Below are 21,478 nucleotides of genomic sequence, written 5' to 3' on the forward strand. Positions count from 1 at the left end.
CATGGCGCGCGCGGGTCGCTGCAGGTGCCCAGGCCGAGAAAGAAGAGGCCGGCCAGGACCCAGGTCCCGGCCGGTCGAGAAGGTGGGATGAAGCGCCTTCGGCTCAGCCGCGCTCGCCGGCCCTCATGGAGCCGGAGCCAGAGGTTCCGCCGCTCATGCTGCCGGAACCGCTGGTCATGCCGTTATCGCTCATGCCGCCATTGGCATCGCTCGACATGCCAGAGCCGGAGGTGCCGCTGGACATGTTGCCGTTGCGCGACATGCCGGAACCCGACGTGCCGCTGTTCATGCTGCCGGACATGCCGGAGCTGGACGTTCCACTGTTCATGCTGCCGGACGTGCCGGTGGCGCCGGTCATGCCGCTGCTGCCGGTGCCCGACCCGCTGCCGGTCTGGGCCAGCGCCACCGAAGCGATCAGCGCTGCCGATGCCGCGCCCGCGATCAAGAAGTTCCGATTCATGAGCTGATCTCCTGCCGTTCAGCCCGCGTTCAACCGGCCGGAACCGGCCGCCGTTCCGCCGATCTGATATGAGTTAGGGAGATTTGCGGACCTGCGTCAGACCGCGAGCGGCCGCTACTCGATCGTTGCGATCATCAGCGCAATCAGCACTGCCATCTTCGACACCAGACGACGGGCTAACGCTCCGTCACGCGCGTCGCAAATGCCGCGACGTCGTCGACCACCGGCGCCTTGCCGCGAAACGGCTTCGCGATCGCGGTCAGGATGCCGATATGGCCGATACCCGGATAATGCTTCACCTCGACCGGCACGCCGCCCGCGCGCAGCTTTGCCGCCAACTTATCGCTGTTGCGGGGGCGCACGATCGTGTCCTCTGCTCCGGCCAGCAGCAGCGCGGGGGGATCGCCGGCGCCGGCCCAGGTCACGGGCTGGGTCTCGGCCGGATTTCGCCAGGCGCCGAACGCGTCGATGCTCGCGCCGATCGTGAACGGCGCAAAGTCGTAGGGCCCGGCGAGCCCCACCAGTCCGCGCACCGCGGCCCGGTCCGCGCCCAGCCAGCGATCGTCCACCGCCAGCATCGCCGCGATATAGGCGCCCGCCGAGTGCCCGGCGAGCACGATCCGGTCGCCGTCGCCGCCATAGTCCTTCGCATGCGCGCGTACCCAGCGCACCGCGCTCGCCCCGTCCAGCACGAACCCGGGATAGACCACTTCCGGCACCAGCCGGTAATCGGGGATCACGGTCACGAACCCCCGCGCCGCCAGCGCCCGGCCGACAAACGCATAGCCGCTCCGCGATCCCGAATTCCACGAGCCGCCATAGAAAAAGACGATGACCGGCCGCAGCCCGGCTGCCGCCCCGGTCGGCGCATAGATATCGAGCCGCTGCCGCGGCGCCTCGCCATAGGGAATCCCGGCCGCGACCCGCGCGCCGCCGCGATCCTTCGGCACCAGCGCGTCGAACGCGGATAGCGGAGAGCAGGCGACTGCGAACAGCCCGAACAGGGGCAGGCCGCGTCGCAGATGCGAGACCGCAGCCGGCCTCACCCGAACACGAAATCCTGCGCATTGATCGCGGCGAGCCGCGTTCCAGCCAATGTCAGGCTGGTATTCTCATCCAGTGTGAAAACCACGTCGTCGCCTTGCTGCGCAGCCTTGTTCATCAACGCGCCGAAGCTGCCGATCGTGCCCGGCAGGAACCGGATTGTGTCGCCGGCCGCCGCCCCGTTTCCGGCAAAGTCCGCGATCACGTCGCGCCCGAAACCGGGGCCGAACACGAAGCTGTCGTCCCCTGCATCCCCGAACAGCTGGTCGTTGCCGCCATAGCTCCAGATGCTGTCGTTGCCGCCGCCGCCATGAATCGTGTTCGCCGCAGCGTTGCCGACGATCGTGTTCCCCAGCCCGTTGCCGGTCAGGTCCGCGGCGTAGCTGGTCGATGATCCGAACGTCCGCAGTTCCTCAACCGCACTGTTGTCGGCCAGCGTATAGCTGGTCGCCGTATAGACCGTATCGGTGCCACCCCCGGCCGCCTCGATCACCACATCGCCGGCATTGTCGACATAGTAGGAATCGTTGCCGCCAAAGCCGGCCATCACATCCGCATCGCCGCCGCCGTTGATCGTGTTCCCCGCCGCATTGCCGTAGATCGTGTTTGCAAGTTCGTTGCCGGACAGATTGACGGCATAGCCGGTCGACGAGCCGAACGTGCACAGCAATTCGATCGACGAGCCTCTCGTCAGCGCGAAATCGGCCTTCGCATAAATGGTGTCGAAGCCCTCGCCGGCTCGCTCCATCACGACGTCGCCGACATTGTCGACATAATAGAAATCGTCGCCGGCATAGCCCCACATCACATCCGCGCCGGCGCGCCCGTCGAGCCGGTTCGACGCGGCATTGCCGACGATCGTGTTCGCCAGCTCATTCCCGGTCAGGTCGGCGGCATAGGTCGTGGCCGATCCCAGCGTCCGCAGCTCCTCGACCGCTGAGCCCGCCGCAAGGCTATAGCTCGTGGTGGTATAAACCGTGTCCTTGCCGCCGCCGGCCAGTTCCGACACCTTGTCGCCGGCATTGTCGACGAAATAGATATCGTCGCCGCCATAGCCCCACATCACATCCGCCCCCGCGCGGCCATCGAGCCGGTTGGCAACGGCGTTGCCGACCAAAGTGTTGGCGATCTCGTTGCCGGTCAGATCGGCGGCGTAAGTCGTGCTGGACCCGGTCGTGCGCACCGACTCGATCGAAAGGCCGGCGGCGAGGGCGTAGCTGGACCGAACGTAAATCGTGTCGTTGCCCTCGCCCGCGCGCTCGATGATCGTGTCGTCGGCATCGGCGAAGTAGCTGTCGTCGCCGGTTCCGCCGATCAGCAGATCGGCCCCGGCGCCCCCATCCAGGCGATCATCGCCGCCCATCCCTGACAGGGTGTCATCGCCGGCACCGCCATCGAAGAATTCGGCATACGCGGTCCCGGACAGCGCATCTGCGCCCGCACCACCGATAAAATCATTGTCCTGCAGCGCGATCGTCACGTCCATCGTGTCCGTGCCGTTCTCGAAGATTTCCGCAGTCGCACGAACGCGAATGGTGATCGTCTCCGTCCCTTCTGCTCGCAGGTCATCGAACAATGAAATTGACGGCAGCATGATCGCGTGATCGCCGCCCGGCAGATCGGTCAGGTAGAAATTCCTGTCGAACGCTGGAACTGCCGCATCGGAAGAATCCGCTGTCGAGAGGTCGGCAGCGAAGAAAACGGTCACCGATGTCACCACGCGCGTCACGTCCCGCAGGATGAGCTGGAGGGGCAGCGAGGCCGTATTTCCCTCGACGGCCGTGCCCGCGACCATGATCGTCGCTGTCGCAGCGTCAGCGGCACTGACGACGCGCGGCGTGAATCCACCGAAATGCGCCGCCGTGAGCTCGTTCGCGTCCACGTTCTGGAAACGAACCAGGTTCGCGTAGGGCGTGTCCTGGCCCGGGCCATCGTGGTCGAACTGCAGCATCGTATCAGACCCGTATTGCACGAGCCGCATGTGACCCGACGCAAAGGGGTCGTCGCCGATACGATTTTTTACGAAATAGGAATTGTAGATCGGAGCAACGTCGACGATGTCGCCGCCCGCGCCGGTCGCAAAGTCGGTGACCGTGACGATTCCGGTTTGCTGCCGATAGGACAGGGACTGCTGAAGGCGCAGCGTGTCGGCCCCGTCTCCAAGCGTGACGGTGGCGGAGCCTGTTTCGACTTCGGTGGTCACTACGTCGTTGTCCGAACCCGCGTTCACGTCGACATGGTCGTCGCCATAGATCGTGACCGCGATATCGTCGGCACCGGCATCGCCATCGATCGTACTGGCAAGGCCGCTCAGAGTGTACGAATAGCTGACGCCCATCCGATCGTTGCCGACGCCGCCGGACAAACGATCCGAGCCTCCATAGTCGTAGACCTGATCGTCGCCGTCACCACCGTTCAGGATATCGTTGCCTTGCCCGCCCTCAAGATAGTCGCGGCCGGCGCCCCCATTGATCGTGTCGTTGCCGAGATCGCCGGAAAGATAATCATCCCCGTCGCCGCCGTCGATCAGGTCGGCGCCCGCTCGGCCGTGGATCGAGTCCGCGCCCCCCTCTCCGCGCAGATTATCGGCCGCCACCGAGCCGTCGATCGCATCCTGTCCGGATGTGCCCACCACGACCAGCCCCTGGGGCAGGGTTCCGTCGGGCGGATAGCCGAGCCCGGATATCCTTGCCGCCGATGAATGGCGGATTCCCGACGATATAGTCCGCTTCCGGCCACTCGGGCCGGCGCGGGTTAGGCAGCTCGGTGCCGCTGCCGTCCGCCTTCGGACGTTCGGGATCATGGGCCAGCACCGCATCTATCGCACGGATGTTGTCGAGCCGTTCCAGGACGGGATCGTGAATCGATCCGCGATTGCGGATTTGCCATTGGAGATAGCCGAGCCACAGCACCAGCTCCGCGATCGCCGCCGCGCGCGGATTCAGCTCCAGCCCGAGGAAATTGCGCGGATGGACGCTAAGCGTCTCCATCGCTAGCGCTTCCTGGCCGCCGATGTCCAGCAGGACCTCCAGCACCTCGCCTTCCAGCCGCTTCATCAGCTCCAGCGCGACATAAAGGAAGTTGCCGGTCCCGCACGCCGGATCGAGCACGCGCGTGTTCGCCAGCTTCACATGGAAATCATGCGCGACGCGGATCGCTTCTTCGGGATTGCCGGCCCGCTCCCGCTCCACCGTCGGCAGCACGATCCTTTCCCATTCATCGCGGAGCGGATCGATGATCGTCGCCGTGACCAGCCGCTCGACATATGGCCGTGGTGTGTAATGCGCGCCCAGCCGCTTACGCTCGGCCTTGTCGAGCGCCTGCTCCAGAAGCGTCCCGAAGATCGCCGGCTCCACGTCGCGCCAGTTGTGCCGAGCCGCTTCGTAGAGCTCGCCGATTTCTTCCCGGGCCAGCGGGATCGCGGTCCGGTCCGCGAACAGTCCGCCGTTGAACTTGCGGACATTGCGGCGAAGCACCGGGGCGAAGCCGCCCTTGTCCATCGCCCGCCACAGATCCTCGACCATGGGCCCGAAGCTCGCCGGATTGGCGCGCGCGTGGTCGAGCAGTTCCGCGAACACGCCTTCATCGATCAGCGCCACGTCCTCGGCGAACATCGTGAACAGGCAGCGCATCAGGAAATGCGCGACTCGTTCCGGGGGCTGGCCGGCCTTCTCTAGCCGCTCGCTCACCTTGGCGAGCCGCTCCGCGATGTCGCGCGTGACCGCCGCCGATCGCCGCGCCGGGTCCAGGCTTTGGGGCGCGTCCCATATCGCGCGCAGCCGGTCCCGGATGTCCGGTCGCTTCAGGTCTTCAAGATAGATTCGGAACCCGTCGCGGTCCGGAAACTGGCGGTAATTCTTCCCCTGCCCCGAAAAGTCCGCGAACACCTCGATCACGTGCCCGACGTCGCAGACCAGGATGAAGGGCGGCCAGCCATGCGAGGGCGGCAACCCTCGCGCATAATCCTCGGCCTGCACGCGGGCATTGCGCATCAGCACGTCCCAGCCCCGGTGCGCGCTCCGCCGGCCCTGTGCGGTGCCGAGGCCTAGGTCCAGCTCCGGCGCGAACGGGACTTCCTTTGCCGCACCTTTGATACGACTCTGCTTCGCCTCCAGCACGAAAGAGCCACGACGATACAGATCGATCCGCTTGTGACTGATCTTGCCGTCGTCCTCGATCGTGGTGACGTCGCGCTCGAACACATAATCGTTATGCTCGTGCGTCGCGTCGGCCGGGTCGGGCTGCGGCAAGTCCAGCAGCGCGCACAGCTCGGTCAGGAACAGCGGAAAATTCGCCCGCTCCGCCCCGCCCTCATTCTTCCGCCACCGCTCGATAAAGCGGTCGAACGCCCCCTCGTCCGCCATGTTTCCCCCTGCGCTGGGCAGGTTGGCGAACGCCCGGGGCTTTCTCCACAGGAGACAAAGCCGTTTCGGACCAAGTGGTTGTCACCATTTCGGATCGACCCGCGCGCGACTGGCGAAGCCGCCACCCCGTTCCTATCTTCCTCTCTGGATTCCCCTTAAGAACAGAAGTAGAACGGCCTCCATGCTGACTCACATCCAGGTCCGCGGCGCGCGGGAGCATAATCTGAAGGGCGTCGACGTCGATCTGCCGCGCGACAAGCTGATCGTGATCACCGGGCTGTCGGGATCGGGCAAATCCAGCCTCGCCTTCGACACCATCTATGCCGAGGGGCAGCGGCGGTATGTCGAGAGCCTGTCGGCCTATGCGCGCCAGTTCCTGGAGCTGATGCAGAAGCCGGACGTCGATCACATCGAGGGCCTCAGCCCCGCCATCTCGATCGAGCAGAAGACGACCAGCCGCAACCCGCGCTCCACCGTCGCGACCGTCACCGAGATCTACGATTACATGCGGCTGCTCTGGGCGCGCGTCGGCATTCCCTATTCGCCCGTCACCGGCGAGCCGATCGCCGCGCAGCAGGTCAGCCAGATGGTCGACCGCGTGATGGCGCTGCCCGAAGGCACCCGCGCCTACCTGCTCGCCCCCGTCGTGCGCGGCCGCAAGGGCGAGTATCGCAAGGAACTCGCCGAGTGGCAGAAGGGCGGCTTCACCCGCGTCCGCATCGACGGGGTGTTCTACGACATCGAAGACGCGCCCGCGCTCGACAAAAAATACAAGCACGACATCGAGGTCGTGGTCGACCGCATCGTCGTCCGCGAAGGCATTGAGAGCCGGCTGGCGGATTCGTTCGAGCAGGCGCTGAAACTGGCCGACGGGCTGGCCTATGTAGACCCGGCGGATGCGGCAGGGGCCCCAAAATCGGTTCGGCCTGAGCTTGTCGAAGGCCTCCCTTCTTCTTCGGGCGAGGAAAAAACAGGGAGGGCTTCGACAGGCTCAGCCCAAACCGGTGTGGGTGGACAGCCCGAGAGGAAGCTGGTGGCCGGAGAATACGCCCCCCCCGGCCGCATCACTTTCTCCGAACGCTTCGCCTGCCCCGTCTCCGGCTTCACCATTCCGGAGATCGAGCCGCGCCTGTTCAGCTTCAACGCCCCGCAGGGCGCCTGCCCGGCCTGCGACGGCCTCGGTGAAAAGCTGATCTTCGACGAGATGCTGGTCGTGCCGAACGAGACGCTGTCCTTGAAGAAAGGCGCGATCGTCCCCTGGGCCAAGTCGCAGCCGCCCAGCCCCTATTACATGCAGGTCCTCGCCAGCCTCGCCCGCGAGTTCGACTTCAGCCTGGAAACCCCTTGGAACGAGCTCAGCCCCCAGGTCCAGCGCACGATCCTGCACGGCACCGAGGGCCGCGCGGTCACGCTCCGCTTCATCGACGGCCGCAAATCCTATGAAGTGAAGAAGCCGTTCGAAGGCGTGATCGGCAACCTCAACCGCCGCCTGCTGCAGACCGAGAGCGCCTGGATGCGCGAGGAGCTCGGCAAATACCAGTCCGCCCAGCCCTGCGAGACCTGCGGCGGCGCCCGCCTGAAGCCCGAGGCGCTGGCCGTGAAGATCGCCGGCGAGCACATCAGCCACGCCACCCGCATGTCGGTGGTCGACGCCCTCGCCTGGTTCACGTCGCTCCCGCCCCAGCTCTCGCCCCAACAGCGCGCGATCGCCGAACGCATCCTGAAGGAAATCGTCGAGCGCCTCGGCTTCCTCAACAATGTCGGCCTGGATTACCTGAATCTCGATCGCACCTCCGGCACCCTGTCCGGCGGCGAGAGCCAGCGCATCCGCCTCGCCAGCCAGATCGGCTCCGGCCTCTCCGGCGTGCTCTATGTCCTGGACGAACCGAGCATCGGCCTCCATCAGCGCGACAACGACATGCTGCTCGCGACCCTCAAGCGCCTGCGCGACCTCGGCAACACCGTGATCGTCGTCGAGCATGACGAGGACGCGATCCGCACCGCCGATTACATCGTCGACATGGGGCCCGGCGCCGGCGTGCACGGCGGCGAGATCGTCGCGCAGGGCGACCTCGCCGAGCTGCTCTCCCACGAGAACAGCGTCACCGCCGACTATCTCGCCGGCCGCCGCGAGATCGAAGTCCCGGCCAAGCGCCGCAAAGGCAATGGCAAGAAGCTGACCGTCCACGGCGCCCGCGCGAACAACCTGCGCAACGTGACGGCCAGCATCCCGCTCGGCACCTTCACCTGCATCACCGGCGTGTCCGGCTCGGGCAAGTCGAGCTTCACGATCGACACGCTCTACGCCGGCGCCGCCCGCGCGCTGAACGGCGCCCGCCTGGTCTGCGGCCCGTGCGAGCGGATCACCGGCCTCGAGCATCTCGACAAGGTGATCGACATCGATCAGTCGCCGATCGGCCGCACGCCCAGGTCCAACCCCGCCACCTACACCGGCGCCTTCACCCAGATCCGCGACTGGTTCGCAGGTCTCCCGGAGTCCCAGGCCCGCGGCTACAAGCCCGGCCGCTTCAGCTTCAACGTGAAGGGCGGCCGGTGCGAGGCGTGCCAGGGCGATGGCGTCTTGAAGATCGAGATGCACTTCCTGCCCGACGTCTATGTGACGTGCGACGTCTGCCACGGTGCCCGCTACAACCGCGAGACGCTGGAAGTGAAGTTCAAGGGCAAGTCGATCGCCGACGTGCTCGACATGACGGTCGAGGACGCCGCCGAGTTCTTCAAGGCGGTGCCCGGCATCCGCGACAAGATGGCGATGCTGGTCGAAGTGGGCCTGGGCTATATCAAGGTCGGCCAGCAAGCGACGACGCTCAGCGGCGGCGAAGCCCAGCGCGTGAAGCTGGCGAAGGAGCTGTCACGCCGCAGCACCGGCCAGACCCTCTACATCCTCGACGAACCCACCACCGGCCTCCACTTCGAAGATGTCCGCAAGCTGCTGGAAGTCCTCCACGCCCTGGTCGAACAAGGCAACAGCGTGGTGGTGATCGAACACAATCTCGACGTCATCAAGACCGCCGACCGGATCATCGACCTGGGACCCGAAGGCGGCGTCAAGGGCGGCGAAGTCCTCGTGACCGGCACGCCGGAAACCGTGGCCGCGGAGCCGCGAAGCTATACGGGCGCGTACCTCAAGCCGCTGCTGGAGCGGGGGCGGCAGAGCGCGGGCGCGGAGAAAGAGGCTGTGGCGGCGGAGTAACACGCACACCGGCTCCGACGCTCTGCTTGTATTGATAGCGCAATCTGCTATCACTATGTCGTGAACAGCAAACACCGTAAGACATTGGCCGCGGTGTTTGCAGAGCCAGCGCCGGCCAACATCGAGTGGGCTGCGATCGAGAATCTGCTGATTGCGATCGGCTGCACCGCGATCGAGGGAAGCGGATCGCGCGTGAAGTTCGAGCGGAACGGACTGATCGTCAGCTTCCATCGCCCTCATCCGGCGAAAGAGGCGAAGCGGTATCAGGTGCGCGATGCGCGCGAGTATCTGGAGAAACTGGGAGTCAAGCCATGACGGGCGCGCTCAGCTACAAGGGTTATCACGCGGCGGTAGCGTTCGATGCCGACGACGCCATTTTGACCGGACGGATCGCGGGCATCAACGATGTGGTCGGATTCCACGCCGAAGATGCGCGCGGCCTCGTTGAGGCGTTCCACGAGGCGGTCGACGACTATCTCGAAACCTGCGCGAAGCTCGGCAAGTCGCCGGAACGGGCCTATTCGGGCCGGGTGATGGTCCGCATCCGGCCGGACGTCCACGCCCGCGCCGCGCTCGCTGCGCAGCTTTCCGGCATGAGCCTCAACCAGTTCAGCGAAGAAGCGCTCGACACGCTGGCCGAACGACGCCTGGCCAGCGCACGCTGAACGGGCGCAGCACCGGCCAGACCCTCTACATATTGGACGAGCCCACCACGGGCCTCCATTTCGAAGACGTGCGCAAGCTGCTGGAAGTCCTCCACGCCCTGGTCGCGCAGGGCAACAGCGTGGTGGTGGCCGTAGGCCGGACAGCGCGGGGCGCTGTCCGATTGAACACATGCGAAGCACGACGTCATCAAGACCGCCGACTGGATCATCGACCTGGGCCCCGAAGGCGGCGTGAAGGGCGGCGAGGTGCTGGTGACGGGCACGCCGGAAACGGTGGCGTCCGAGCCGCGGAGCTATACGGGCGCGTACCTCAAGCCGTTGCTAGAGCGGGGGCGGCAGGGAGCGGGGGTGGAGAAGGAGGGGTGGCGGCGGAGTATCGCGCGCGCCACAAGGCAAACATTAATTTCAGACTTGACCGTAACCTACTCGCCTATCGGACTTCGTCCGATCTGGCGTAAATTAATGTGGATAAGGTGGAAGGTTACTAGACGCTTGAGTTGCTCTGCTTAAGGTCACGCCAACTCTCTCCTAGGGAGAATAACGTGACTGTTTCACACAAGGCGAAGGTGGTGGTGCAATACCTTGTACCAGCTTCGACGGCCTATTTTCTTCTCGGTGCGTACCTCGTTACAGGGGTTCTTGAGCAAGGCGAGCTGAAAAAGGGACTTGGCTATCTGGCTGTAGCGACCGTGGTCACGACTCTTGTTCAAGACATAATACCTAAGCCGGTTAAGGAAGCTTGGGTGTTCTTGAGAGCCCGCCACAGGCTGCCGGGATATCGCGCCTTTACGAATGCAGCGAGCCATCCAGATCGGATAGATACCGCTAGAATCTCTGAATACGCGACTCTTCGAGATGAGCGGCCCGATGTTCAACAGCGTTCGTTTTACCAGGTTTTCAAGCGGAACGCCGACAAGCCAAATGTAGAGCACTACAGCTTCAGGTATTTGGCCTGGCGCGATACGTCTGCCCTCCTGTTGCTTTTGTCACTAGTCACTGTCCCAGCTTGGGCACTCTCGGAGACTGATATCCCGTTGAGGCCTACTGTGTGGCTCTCCGGCCTAACCTTGCTCGCCAGTGTTCTAACGGCGACCGCGGCTCGACAGATGGGCAACGAGCTCGTCGTGCAAGTTCTATCGACTGAAACTCTTGGAGAGACCAAATGAGCTTCCCAAATGATTTCTTTGAAGTTGATTTTCTTGCTGTCGAAACCGCAAAGAGTGGTGACGCCATAACCATTCGGTCAGCGATCAATGGCATTCAGTACGTCAATGTGGTGGACGGTGGCTTCACCGATATGGGCGAGACCATTCTTGAACACCTTAACGCTCATTATTCCAACCAGAGTTATATCGACAATGTTGTTCTGACACACTCCGATGGTGATCACGCGCGAGGTTTGAAGCACATCCTAGAAAACGGGACCGTCAACGCACTTTGGATGAACCGACCTTGGTTATATGCAGATGAGTTAGTCAACAGATTCAAGAATTATACGAACGTAGATAACCTAAGAAAGAAACTCCGGGAGTGCTATCCCAATGTAGCTGACCTTGAAGATATTGCCATAGACAAGGGCATCCCAATTTATGAGGCCTTTCAAGGGGCTAATATTGGCCACTTTACCGTTATGGCTCCCTCGAAAGGACGATACCTAGATTTGATTGTCGATAGCGAAAAGACACCAGAGCCAGCAGCAGAATCTGCTACGTATCTTCTCGAATCCTTATACTCCAGCCTCAAGACTATTGTGAAAGCGACGGCGAACTTCATCAAAGCGGCATGGGGAGAAGAAGTCTTCCCCGCGCAAGGCACCAGTTGCGAAAACGAGATGAGTGTAATTCAATACGCAAATATAGGTGGCGTGAAGGTAGTATTGACCGGCGACGCCGGCAGAGGTGCGCTATCAGAGATGATTTCCTATTCTCCATACGTCGGGTTAACACTGCCCGGGATCGACCGCTTCCAAGTCCCGCACCATGGATCGAGAAGAAATGTATCAACCGAACTACTGGATACCATACTTGGCTCTAGGCTTGATGGGGCCGTCTCCGATGAAAGTGCAACGTTCAGTGCTTTCATCAGCTCGGCTAAGGCTGATCCCGATCATCCTAGAAAGGCTGTTGAGCGTGCAATGCACCATCGCGGTGGAAAGGTCTTGGCCACTGAGGGACAGAACATCAGAACGGGTTGGAACGCGCCTGCGAGAGTTGGTTGGAGTGGAATCGCTGGACGACCATACCCGACTGAGCAAGAGGAATAACGCGCGGATACGGTCCATTTGGCCCTTACGGGCTGGGCACCTCGCCAGCTGTTTGCGAGGGAATCAGCGCACGACGCGGAAGTGAATCCCGCGTCGTCGGTCGCGGCTGCTAGCGGCGCCGGCCGATCGCGCATCGAACCTCGAGCCTCGATTTAGCTGCGCTAAATCATTAGGCCGGCGCGATGCGCAACGAGGCGCGTCGGATCGGGTGATTGGCGTGCGCCGCGGCATAGGCCAGCGCTGCCCGCACGTCATCCTCGCTCAGATAGGGAAAATCGGCCGCGATCTCCGCCGCCGAGGCGCCGCCCGCCAGCATGTCCAGAATATCCGTCACGCGCACGCGCGTGCCGGCGATGACGGGCCGGCCGCCGCAGACGCCGGGATCGACAGCAATGCGGGGGAAGCCAGCGAGCGTCATGCGCAAAAGCTGGAGAAGGATCGGTCACCCGTCAAGGGTGGCGAGAGAGCGGCTTGCCCGGGCGCGCGGCATCGGCAACGATGCTGCCGTGACTGGCCCCGCCCTCCCCTGGCGCCCCGAATTCCTCGCGGCATTGCGCATGCTCGCCCGCGCCAGCGAGGGGCTCGCGCAGCGCGGCTACTCGCGGCCGGTGCTGGTCGGCGGCGGGGCGGTTGAGTTCTACACCGGCTCGGCGATCATGACCGGCGACATCGACATAACGACGCCCGTCCAGCCGGAGCTGGAGGAGGAGCTGCAGAAGCTCGGCTTCGTTCGCCCCTCCGGACCGGGGAAGAGCACGCGCGGCTGGATACACCCGGATATCGGCCTCGGCTTCGAAGTCGTCGGCAGCAGCCCGATGGGCGGCAGCGTGCCGGCCACGCGCCTCGCCATGATCCGCGCGATTCCGAACGAGCCGGAGCTGGTTGTGCTTTCGGTCGAGGACATGATCGCCGACCGGATGGGCCAATACGCCAGCGGCACCGCACGCGAGATGATCGATCAGGCGCGCACGCTCTTCGGCCTTAACGTCGCGTTGGACATAGACTATCTAGATGGGCGCATTCGCGAGGAGAGTGTTGGCGATTATGGCGTCGAAGACCTCGAAGCCTGACGTGGAGAATTGGCCCGGCCGCACGATCGACTTCGTCGAATACGGCCGAACCCTCGCGCGCGCCCGCGCCGAGTATGAAGCCAAGAACGGCCCCATTCCCGTCCCTCGCAACGCCGGCACGCGCCGCACGGCAAGCAAGCAGGCGCTGCTCGACGCCATCAACGCGATCACCGACAAGCAGGGCTGGCGCTGGTGATCGCCTAAGCACATTCCCCACAGCCGGTTTGGGCTGAGCGCGTCGAAGCCCTCCCTTGTTCCTTCTCCGATCGCGATAAGGCAGGCCTTCGACAAGCTCAGGCCAAACCTGTGGTTCGAGCGGCGGAACACACCGGCAACAATTCCCTGTCCTACACCCCCGCGCCCGTGCCAGGCTCCCGCCCGGGCGCTTAACCCGCGTGCCGGCTCTTTGACCTGGTCAATCCGTCATCGGCGATTTTCCCCGGCAAAGGGAAAATTTCCCGGAATCCATGTAAAAGTCGTCCAAGTTGGCCAGGTCGGGCCACGGCGGCCATCGCCGCCTGCACCTTAGTAGCTGCGCCCGACCAGCACCCGCTCCAACGCCGGGCGGCCCGTGAAGATGCAGGTGCCCGTCGCCGGCGCGGCCTTCTCCGGCGCGTTGCGGAGCGTCAGCTTCAACGCCTTCAGCCGCTGGTCGACCGCGTCCAGCTCGGCGCCGGTCGGCCGCGCCCATTCGACCTCGACCCAGCCGGGGAACTTCACGCTCTCGGCAAAGAAGCGCTCCAGCTCGGCGAAATCGGTCACGTCGCGGCGAATGTTCGCATCCGTTCGCGCCTTCGCCTCGGCGAACAGGCCGGCCTGGATTTCCTCGAGCAGGCCCGCGACGCTCGCCACGAACTCGGCGCGCGGCTGGACCAGCGAGGCGAGCTTGCCACTCTCCTGGTACAGCCGGTCGCGGCGGATCACGCTGACATTGCCGCCGGCCATGTCGCGCGGACCGACCTCGACGATCAGCGGCGCGCCTTTCTTCACCCAGGCCCAGCGCTTGTTCGCCGCCTTGGCCGGCCGCGCGTCGAGCAGCGCCCGCACCGGCTCGCCCAGCGCTGCCTGCGCGTTCAGGTCGGCGGCCAGCGCGCGGCAATAGTCGAGCACCGCCGCATCCTCCTCGGTGTCGCGCAGCATCGGCACGATCACCACCTGGTACGGCGCGATCCGCGGCGGCACGCGCAGCCCGTCGTCGTCGCCGTGCGTCATGATCAGACCGCCGATCATCCGCGTCGACATGCCCCAGCTGATCGTGTGCGCGAACTCGATCTCGCCGGCGTCGTTCTGGTAGCGGATGTTCTGCGCCCGCGCGAAATTGTCGCCCAGATAGTGGCTGGTGCCCGCTTGCAGCGCCTTGCCGTCCTGCATCATCGCTTCGATCGAATAGGTCGCGACCGCGCCCGGGAAGCGCTCATTCTCGGGTTTCTCGCCGGCGATCACCGGCAGGGCCACGCAGTCCTCGGCAAAGCTGCGATAGAGTTCCAGCGCCTTCAGCGTCTCGGCAAGCGCCTGCTTGCCGTCGGCATAAGCGGCATGGCCTTCCTGCCACAGGAACTCGGACGTGCGCAGGAACATGCGCGTGCGCATTTCCCAGCGCACCACGTTCGCCCATTGATTGATCTGCATCGGCAGGTCGCGCCAGCTCTGCACCCAGCGCGAAAAGGCGGCGCCGATCACCGTCTCGGACGTCGGCCGCACGACCAGCGGCTCCTCCAGCTTCGCGTCCGGATCGACGACCAGCTTGCCGCCCTCGGACTTCAGCCGGTGGTGGGTGACGACCGCCATTTCCTTGGCAAAGCCTTCGACATGCTCCGCTTCCTTCTCGAAATAGGACAGCGGGATGAACAGCGGGAAGTAGCAATTGTCATAGCCCGCGGCCTTGATCCGATCGTCGAGCAGCCGCTGCATCCGTTCCCAGATGCCGTAGCCCCACGGCCGGATCACCATGCACCCGCGCACGCCCGATTCCTCGGCCATGTCGGCTTCGGCGATGACGGCCTGGTACCAGGCGGCGAAATCCTGTTCCCGCGTGACGGGCAGCGCGTGCTTGATGGTCATGGTGTCGCCCTAGCGGCGGTCGAGATAGGCTTGCAACCGGGACTCGTCGACTTCGCCCGTCAAGCCCAATTTGGTCCGACGCCAGAGCACGTCCTCGGCCGTCCGCGCCCATTCCCGCTCGACCAGCCAGTCGAGCTCGCGGGCGGAAAGCCCGGCGCCGAATTCCTCGCCCAGGTCGGTCCGGTCGCCGATCATCGCTTCCAGCATCGAGCCATAGGCCCGCGCCATGCGCAGGCTGCGCGCGTCGCCCAGAAACGGCCAGCGGGCGCGGACCCGTGCGAGGAAATGGTCGAACCGGTCGATCTCGCCGCCGGGGAAAATGCGCGCGACCGTCGCCGGCACGGCCTCGAAGCTCATCGGCCTGGCGAGCTTCTCGATCGCGACCTGCCCCAGATGCCGCGCGGTCGTGATCTTGCCGCCGAAGATCGAGAGGAGCGGCGGCCCGTCATCGTCCAGCTCCAGCACATAATCGCGCGTCACCTGCCGTGCTTCGCTCGCGCCGTCGTCGTAGAGAGACCGGATGCCGGCATAGGTGGAAATGATATCCCCGCGGCCCGTCTGCTGGGTGAAATAGCGGTTCACCGCAGCCAGCAGATAATCGGTCTCGGCCTCGCTGATCCGCGCCGCGCCGGGCTCGTCCACCGGCACGTCGGTCGTCCCGACCAGCGTGTGGCCGTGATAGGGGATCGCGAACACGATCCGCCGGTCGGGCTGCTGCAGGATATAGGCGTGCTCGCCCTCGAACAGCCGCGGCACGATCAGGTGGCTGCCCCGGATCAGCCGGGCGCCCGCCTTGCCGTTGACGCCCAGCCGCGCCGCCACGTCGCTGATCCACGGCCCCGCCGCATTCACCAGCGCCCGCGCCGTCACTTCGCCGTCGCTCAGCACCGCGCGCCAGACATCGCCCTGCCGGTGCGCCGACAGCAGTTCGGTCCGCGTCCGGATCTCCGCGCCATGATCGGCCGCGTCGCGCGCGTTCAGCACCACCAGCCGCGCATCGTCGACCCATGCATCCGAATAGACGAACCCGCTGGTCGCCTTTGTCAGCGGCGCCAGACAGGGGCCGCCTTTGATCCCGCGCGACTTCGGCAGCGACATGCGGCCGCCCAGATGGTCGTAAAGAAATAGCCCGGCGCGGATCATCCATTTCGGCCGCACCGCATGTTCGTGGGGCAGCACGAACTGCAGCGGATAGATCAGGTGCGGCGCCGCCTTCAGCAGCCGCTCCCGCTCGATCAGCGCCTCGCGCACCAGCTTGAACTCGTAATATTCGAGGTAGCGCAGGCCGCCGTGGATCAGCTTGGTCGACGCCGACGACGTGCCCGAGGCGAGGTCGCCTTTCTCGACCAGCAGCACCGTCAGGCCGTTCAGCGCCGCTTCGCGCGCGATCGCCGCACCGTTGATGCCGCCGCCGATGATCAGGAGATCGTAACTGGACACGAACGCGTTCTTAGCCGTTCGTTTCGAGCGAAGTCGAGAACGTCTGTCGAGCGTTGTCAGAAATCCGTGTCTCGACTTCGCTCGACACGAACGGAGCTGGGGACGTAAGCGCAATCATGGCCAAGCCAAAACGACCCGCCGGACTTCCGAGCCGCGAGCAGATCCTGGACTTCATCACCTCCTCCAGCGAGCCTGCGGGCAAGCGCGAGATCGCGCGTGCGTTCGGCCTGCACGGCGCGGACAAGGTGGCCCTGAAGGCGCTGCTCAAGGACATGGCCGACGAAGGGCTGATCGACAGCGCGCCCGGCCGCGCCTTCCACAAGATGGGCGGCGTGCCCAAGGTTACGGTGCTCAGGATCGTCGATATCGACGAGGACGGGCAGGCCTGGGCTGTGCCGGAGCGCTGGGAAGCGGACACCGCCGCGCCGAAGCTGCGCATCCGCGAACGCAAGAAGCAATCGGCGCTCGGGGTCGGCGACCGAATCCTGGCCCGCACAGAGGAAGCCGGAAAGGGCTGGATCGCCCACCCGATGAAGAAGCTCGCGCGCGGCGAAGAGCTGATGCTGGGCGTGCTCCACCAGGAAGGCGAGCGCTGGTTCCTGCAGGGCGTCGAGAAACGCGAGCGGCGGGAATTCCCGGTCTCCGACCGCGGCGAGGCGCAGGCCGGCGACTTGGTTCTGGCCGAAAAAACCGGCCGCCCGCCCCGGCTCACCGCGCGCGTGGTCGAACGGCTGGGCGACCCGTTCGAGCCTCGCAGCTTCTCGCTGATCGCGATCCACCGCCACGGCATCCCGCACGTTTTCAAGGAAGAGGTGCTGGCCGAAGCCGTGCGAGTTTCAAAGCTGGAGCTCGGCAAGCGCGAGGACCTGCGCCATCTTCCCATCGTCGCGATCGATCCGGTCGATGCGCGCGACCATGACGACGCCGTCTGGGCCGAGGCAACGGAGGACGGCTGGAACGCGATCGTCGCGATTGCCGATGTCAGCTTCTATGTCCGCCCCGGATCGCAGCTGGACCGCGAAGCGCGGCGACGCGGCAACAGCGTCTATTTCCCGGACCGGGTCGTGCCGATGCTGCCGGAAACGCTGTCGGCGGACGTGTGCTCGCTGAAGGAAGGCGTCGATCGCGCCGCGCTCGCCTGCCATATGGTGATCGGCAAGGACGGCAAGCTGAAGAGCTGGCGCTTCACCCGCGCGGTCGTGCGGATCGCCGCGAACATTCCGTATGAGGATGCGCAGGCGGCGATCGACGAGCATGAGGCTCGCTCGTCCCGAGCGCAGCCGAGGGGCGCGGGTACAGGCTCCGAGAAGCGCCCCTCGACTTCGCTCGGGACGAGCGGACTTGGCGAGCTGACCGAGAAGGCCCTCCTCCCCCTCTGGGACTGCTGGCGCGCTCTCTACAAGGCGCGCGAAAAGCGGGAGCCGCTGGAGCTGGACCTGCCGGAACGTCGCGTCGTGCTCGACGAGAAAGGCCGCATCCTCTCGGTCGCCCCGCGCGAGCGGCTCGATGCGCACAAGCTGATCGAGGATTACATGATCGCGGCCAACGTCGCCGCGGCCAAGGCGCTGGAGGCGAAGAAGGCGCCGGTCATGTACCGCGACCATGAGCCGCCCGGCCGCGAAAAGCTGGTCGCGCTGAAGGATTATCTGAAGACCTTCGACCTCGAATTCGCGCTCGGCCAGGTGATCAAGCCCGGCACGTTCAACCGTATCATCGAACGGATCGGCGACGCGGACTTCCGCCCGCAGGTGATGGAGCAGATCCTCCGCACCCAGACCCAGGCCTATTACTCGCCCGACAACAAAGGCCATTTCGGCCTGTCGCTCGGGTCCTACGCGCATTTCACCAGCCCGATCCGCCGCTATGCCGATCTGATCGTCCACCGCTCGCTGGTCGGCGCCTACGGGCTCGGGCCCGAGGTCGACAAGACGGCGCTGACGCCGGCCGAGAGCGAGGCGATGGAGCTGATCGGCGAATCCATCAGCCAGCTCGAACGTCGCGCGATGGAAGCGGAGCGCGAGACGATCGACCGCTATGTCGCAGCCTATTTGTCGGAACGTGTCGGCGAGGTGCTGGAAACGCGGATCACCGGCGTGCAGCCGTTCGGCTTCTTTGCCACGGTCGAGGGGCTGGGCGGCGACGGGCTGGTGCCGGTCTCGACGCTCGGCGCCGAATATTTCCGCTACAACGAGGCCAGCCAGACGCTCGTCGGCGAGGACACCGAGACCGTCTTCGCGCCGGGCCAGCGGCTGAAGCTCCGCCTCGCCGAGGCCAATCCGGTGACCGGCTCGCTGCGCTTCGAGCTGCCCGAAGGCGGCTCTCCGCGTGCGGCCCCAAGCCGCCGCGACCGCGAACGGCCGGGGCGGCGACGCGGCCGCCCTGCCAACATCCGGCATCAAGGGCGGCGGCGCTGAAATCTGCCAACGGCGAGGATTGCTCGACCGGCGCGCTTGGCCGTGTCGGTCAAGCGTCTAGGCTGACGCCATGCTTGCCCTCCTTCTCGCCGCCTCGACCGCGACCTGGCAGCTGATCCCAGGCGGCTGGGATCGCGGGCGCGAGCCGGACGGCAATTCGGTGCTGCTCGACGCCCCGGCCGGACTGATCGTCTTCGACACAGGCCGCCACCCGGCGCACCAGCAAGCGATCCTCGCCGCCGCAAGCGCACGCGGCAAGTCGATTGCCGCGATCGTCAACAGCCACTGGCATCTCGATCACACCGGCGGCAACCAGGAGATCCGGGCGGCTTTCCCCGATGCGCAGATCGTCGCGAGCGAAGCGGTGAACGGCGCCCTGACCGGCTTCCTGAAGCGCAGCCGCGCCGGGGCGGAGGCGTTCCTCGCCTCGGGCAAGGCAACGCCCGATCAGGCCGCGGACGCGCGGCTTGATTTCGCGGCGATGGACGATGTCGCCGATCTTCGCCCGTCGCGGCCGGTGCGGAGCAGCGGTCCGATGACGATCGCCGGCCGCCGGTTCGACGTGCATCTGGAGCGCTATGCCGCGACCGCGGGCGACGTCTGGCTGTATGATCCGAAGGCGCGGCTGGCCGCCGTCGGCGACCTGGTGGTCGGACTCGCCCCTTTCATGGACACCGCCTGCCCGGACGGCTGGCGCACCGCGCTCGGCCACATCGCTTCCGTGCCATTCCGGACGCTCGTGCCCGGCCATGGCGCGACGATGACGCGTGCCGAGTTCACCCGGTGGCGGGCAGCATTCGACGCGCTGCTCGACTGCGCCGGCAGCAGCGCGTCACGCCAGACCTGCATCGACGGCTGGATGCAGCATGCCGCACCGTTCATCCCCGCCGCCGACAAGGACCGCGTGCCGGCCATGATCGGCTATTATATCGACAGCCGCCTTCGTGCCGCTCCCGACGAGAAAGCGCGCTACTGTCCGGGCGGTTTGAGTTAAGTCGCGCTTGCCAGTTTCGTTCGGAAACCTAATCTGGCGCGCGAACCAGACTCGGGAGTGCGCGGCGATGATGAGCTATCTGAAGCAGTATATCGATGGCCAGTGGGTCGAGAGCGAAGGCGGCAAGCGCCACCTGGTCATCAACCCCGCGAACGAAGAGCCCTGCACCGAAATCACGCTCGGCAGCGCGGCCGATGCCGACAAGGCCGTCAAAGCGGCGCGGCGCGCGTTCGAGACCTTCTCGCAGACCAGCGTCGAGGAACGCGCGGCACTGCTGGAACGGATCATCGCCGAATACAAAAAGCGCATGCCCGACATCGCGCGGGCGATCTCGATCGAAATGGGCGCGCCGATGGCGCTCGCGATGGGCGCGCAGGCGCCGGCGGGCCTCGGCCACTTCGCCTATACGCTGCGGGCGCTGAAGGAGTTCAAGTTCGAAGAAACGATCGGCAGCACCAAGGTGCTTCACGAGCCGATCGGGGTGGTCGCGATGATCACCCCCTGGAACTGGCCGATCAACCAGATCGCGGCGAAAGTGGCGCCCGCGCTGGCCGCAGGCAACACGATGGTGCTGAAGCCGTCCGAAGAGACGCCGGCCTGCGCCGCGATCCTGGCTGAAGTGCTCGACGCGGCAGGCGTGCCCGCGGGCGTGTTCAACCTCGTGCAGGGCGATGGCCCGACGGTCGGCGCGGCGCTGTCGGCCCATCCCGACGTCGACATGGTGAGCTTCACCGGATCAACCCGCGCCGGCATCGCGATCGCCGCCGCCGCGGCACCGACCGTCAAGCGTGTCCATCAAGAACTGGGCGGCAAGGCGCCGAACCTGGTGCTGGAAGGATCCGACCTGAACGCCGTGCTGCCGCCCACGGTGATGGGCGTGCTCGCCAATACCGGCCAGAGCTGCATCGCGCCCACCCGCGTGCTGGTCCACCAGAGCCAGCTCGACGAAGCGACCGCCTTCATCAAGGCAATGATGGAAGCGACGCCGGTCGGCGATCCGCTTGCCGAGGGGCAGCATATCGGCCCCGTCGTCAACAAGGCGCAGTGGGACAAGATCCAGGGCCTGATCCAGAGCGCGATCGATGAAGGCGCGACGCTCGTGACGGGCGGCACCGGCCTGCCCGAAGGCGTGAACCGCGGCTTCTACATTCGCCCGACGCTGTTCCGCGACGTGACGCCGGACATGCGGATCGCGAAGGAAGAGACGTTCGGGCCGGTCGCCACCATCATCGGCTACGGCAATGAGGACGAGGCGGTGCGGATCGCAAACGACACTGCCTATGGCCTGTCGGCGACGATCTCGGGCGATCCCGCCAAGGCCGCCAAGGTCGCGCGGCGGATGCGCGCGGGGCTGGTCACGATCAACAGCTGGTCGCCCGATCCCGGCGCGCCGTTCGGCGGCTACAAGCAGTCGGGCAACGGCCGCGAGAACGGCCGGTACGGCCTGACCGACTTCATGGAAGTGAAATCGGTCGTCGGCGAGCCCGCCTGA

17 protein-coding genes and 1 pseudogene are annotated in these 21,478 nt (G+C 65.4%); 12 read left to right on the forward strand and 6 right to left on the reverse strand.

Going from position 1 to position 21,478, the window contains the following annotated elements; translation table 11 throughout:
* The first annotated feature begins 176 nt into the window (after window positions 1–176).
* Window positions 177–467: a hypothetical protein gene (locus SCH01S_RS14350; RefSeq protein ID WP_157032989.1), complete on the forward strand. Its 291-nt coding sequence runs from the start codon at window positions 177–179 to the stop codon at window positions 465–467.
* Between the two features lie 169 nt (window positions 468–636).
* Here SCH01S_RS14350 and SCH01S_RS14355 read toward each other — a convergent pair whose 3' ends face one another.
* Genes SCH01S_RS14355 through SCH01S_RS17005 form a run of 3 tightly spaced genes read right to left on the reverse strand, consistent with a single transcriptional unit; the run spans window position 637 to window position 5,868 of the window.
* Complete coding sequence (locus SCH01S_RS14355; protein ID WP_052733960.1) at window positions 637–1,506, reverse strand: alpha/beta hydrolase; 870 nt, start codon at window positions 1,504–1,506, stop codon at window positions 637–639.
* Complete coding sequence (locus tag SCH01S_RS16880; RefSeq protein ID WP_157032991.1) at window positions 1,503–4,139, reverse strand: beta strand repeat-containing protein; 2,637 nt, start codon at window positions 4,137–4,139, stop codon at window positions 1,503–1,505. The genes SCH01S_RS14355 and SCH01S_RS16880 overlap by 4 nt, the downstream gene beginning before the upstream one ends.
* Window positions 4,087–5,868 (reverse strand): type IIL restriction-modification enzyme MmeI, encoded by a 1,782-nt coding sequence (locus SCH01S_RS17005; RefSeq protein WP_217995440.1) that lies wholly within the window; start codon window positions 5,866–5,868, stop codon window positions 4,087–4,089. The genes SCH01S_RS16880 and SCH01S_RS17005 overlap by 53 nt, the downstream gene beginning before the upstream one ends.
* 181 nt (window positions 5,869–6,049) lie before the next feature.
* Here SCH01S_RS17005 and uvrA point away from each other — a divergent pair, with 181 nt between their 5' ends.
* The 6 genes and pseudogenes from uvrA (at window position 6,050) to SCH01S_RS16245 (ending at window position 12,007) form a co-directional block, all read left to right on the forward strand.
* A complete protein-coding gene (uvrA, locus tag SCH01S_RS14370) occupies window positions 6,050–9,079 on the forward strand; it encodes an excinuclease ABC subunit UvrA (RefSeq protein ID WP_046349510.1) in 3,030 nt (1,009 codons plus the stop codon).
* Between the two features lie 60 nt (window positions 9,080–9,139).
* Window positions 9,140–9,394 (forward strand): type II toxin-antitoxin system HicA family toxin, encoded by a 255-nt coding sequence (locus SCH01S_RS14375; protein WP_046349511.1) that lies wholly within the window; start codon window positions 9,140–9,142, stop codon window positions 9,392–9,394.
* Complete coding sequence (locus tag SCH01S_RS17370; RefSeq protein ID WP_046349512.1) at window positions 9,391–9,744, forward strand: type II toxin-antitoxin system HicB family antitoxin; 354 nt, start codon at window positions 9,391–9,393, stop codon at window positions 9,742–9,744. The genes SCH01S_RS14375 and SCH01S_RS17370 overlap by 4 nt, the downstream gene beginning before the upstream one ends.
* Window positions 9,735–10,077: pseudogene (locus SCH01S_RS17295) on the forward strand (hypothetical protein); the annotation flags it as partial. The gene SCH01S_RS17370 and the pseudogene SCH01S_RS17295, both read left to right, overlap by 10 nt.
* Before the next feature lie 209 nt (window positions 10,078–10,286).
* Entirely contained in the window at window positions 10,287–10,910 is a 624-nt protein-coding gene (locus tag SCH01S_RS16630; protein ID WP_157032993.1) for a hypothetical protein, read from the forward strand.
* Window positions 10,907–12,007 carry an MBL fold metallo-hydrolase gene (locus tag SCH01S_RS16245; protein ID WP_084689595.1) on the forward strand — a complete coding sequence of 367 codons (1,101 nt, stop codon included), beginning with the start codon at window positions 10,907–10,909 and terminating at the stop codon, window positions 12,005–12,007. The genes SCH01S_RS16630 and SCH01S_RS16245 overlap by 4 nt, the downstream gene beginning before the upstream one ends.
* Window positions 12,008–12,176: 169 nt before the next feature.
* Here SCH01S_RS16245 and SCH01S_RS14385 read toward each other — a convergent pair whose 3' ends face one another.
* Window positions 12,177–12,425: a DUF433 domain-containing protein gene (locus tag SCH01S_RS14385; protein ID WP_046349513.1), complete on the reverse strand. Its 249-nt coding sequence runs from the start codon at window positions 12,423–12,425 to the stop codon at window positions 12,177–12,179.
* Window positions 12,426–12,513: 88 nt separating this feature from the next.
* On the opposite strand from SCH01S_RS14385, the gene SCH01S_RS14390 reads away from it, so the two are divergent.
* Both SCH01S_RS14390 and SCH01S_RS14395 read left to right on the forward strand, forming a co-directional pair.
* The gene (locus SCH01S_RS14390; protein ID WP_245612282.1) at window positions 12,514–13,077 is read left to right on the forward strand and encodes a hypothetical protein; all 564 of its coding nucleotides are present in this window, start codon (window positions 12,514–12,516) and stop codon (window positions 13,075–13,077) included.
* Complete coding sequence (locus tag SCH01S_RS14395) at window positions 13,052–13,273, forward strand: hypothetical protein (RefSeq protein ID WP_157032995.1); 222 nt, start codon at window positions 13,052–13,054, stop codon at window positions 13,271–13,273. The genes SCH01S_RS14390 and SCH01S_RS14395 overlap by 26 nt, the downstream gene beginning before the upstream one ends.
* A gap of 329 nt (window positions 13,274–13,602) precedes the next feature.
* Here SCH01S_RS14395 and proS read toward each other — a convergent pair whose 3' ends face one another.
* Together proS and glpD are read right to left on the reverse strand one after the other, a co-directional pair.
* Window positions 13,603–15,138, reverse strand: a complete 1,536-nt coding sequence (gene proS / locus SCH01S_RS14400; protein ID WP_046349516.1) for a proline--tRNA ligase — start codon at window positions 15,136–15,138, stop codon at window positions 13,603–13,605.
* A 9-nt stretch (window positions 15,139–15,147) separates the two neighbouring features.
* Window positions 15,148–16,578: a glycerol-3-phosphate dehydrogenase gene (gene glpD, locus SCH01S_RS14405; protein ID WP_046349517.1), complete on the reverse strand. Its 1,431-nt coding sequence runs from the start codon at window positions 16,576–16,578 to the stop codon at window positions 15,148–15,150.
* A gap of 116 nt (window positions 16,579–16,694) precedes the next feature.
* Here glpD and SCH01S_RS14410 point away from each other — a divergent pair, with 116 nt between their 5' ends.
* From SCH01S_RS14410 to SCH01S_RS14420, 3 genes are all read left to right on the forward strand, one after another.
* Entirely contained in the window at window positions 16,695–18,992 is a 2,298-nt protein-coding gene (locus SCH01S_RS14410) for a ribonuclease R family protein (RefSeq protein ID WP_046349518.1), read from the forward strand.
* A 70-nt stretch (window positions 18,993–19,062) separates the two neighbouring features.
* Window positions 19,063–19,986 (forward strand): MBL fold metallo-hydrolase, encoded by a 924-nt coding sequence (locus SCH01S_RS14415; protein ID WP_046349519.1) that lies wholly within the window; start codon window positions 19,063–19,065, stop codon window positions 19,984–19,986.
* Between the two features lie 67 nt (window positions 19,987–20,053).
* Window positions 20,054–21,478: an aldehyde dehydrogenase family protein gene (locus SCH01S_RS14420; protein ID WP_046349520.1), complete on the forward strand. Its 1,425-nt coding sequence runs from the start codon at window positions 20,054–20,056 to the stop codon at window positions 21,476–21,478.

Source organism: Sphingomonas changbaiensis NBRC 104936 (genome assembly GCF_000974765.1).
Lineage (GTDB): Bacteria > Pseudomonadota > Alphaproteobacteria > Sphingomonadales > Sphingomonadaceae > Sphingomonas_B > Sphingomonas_B changbaiensis.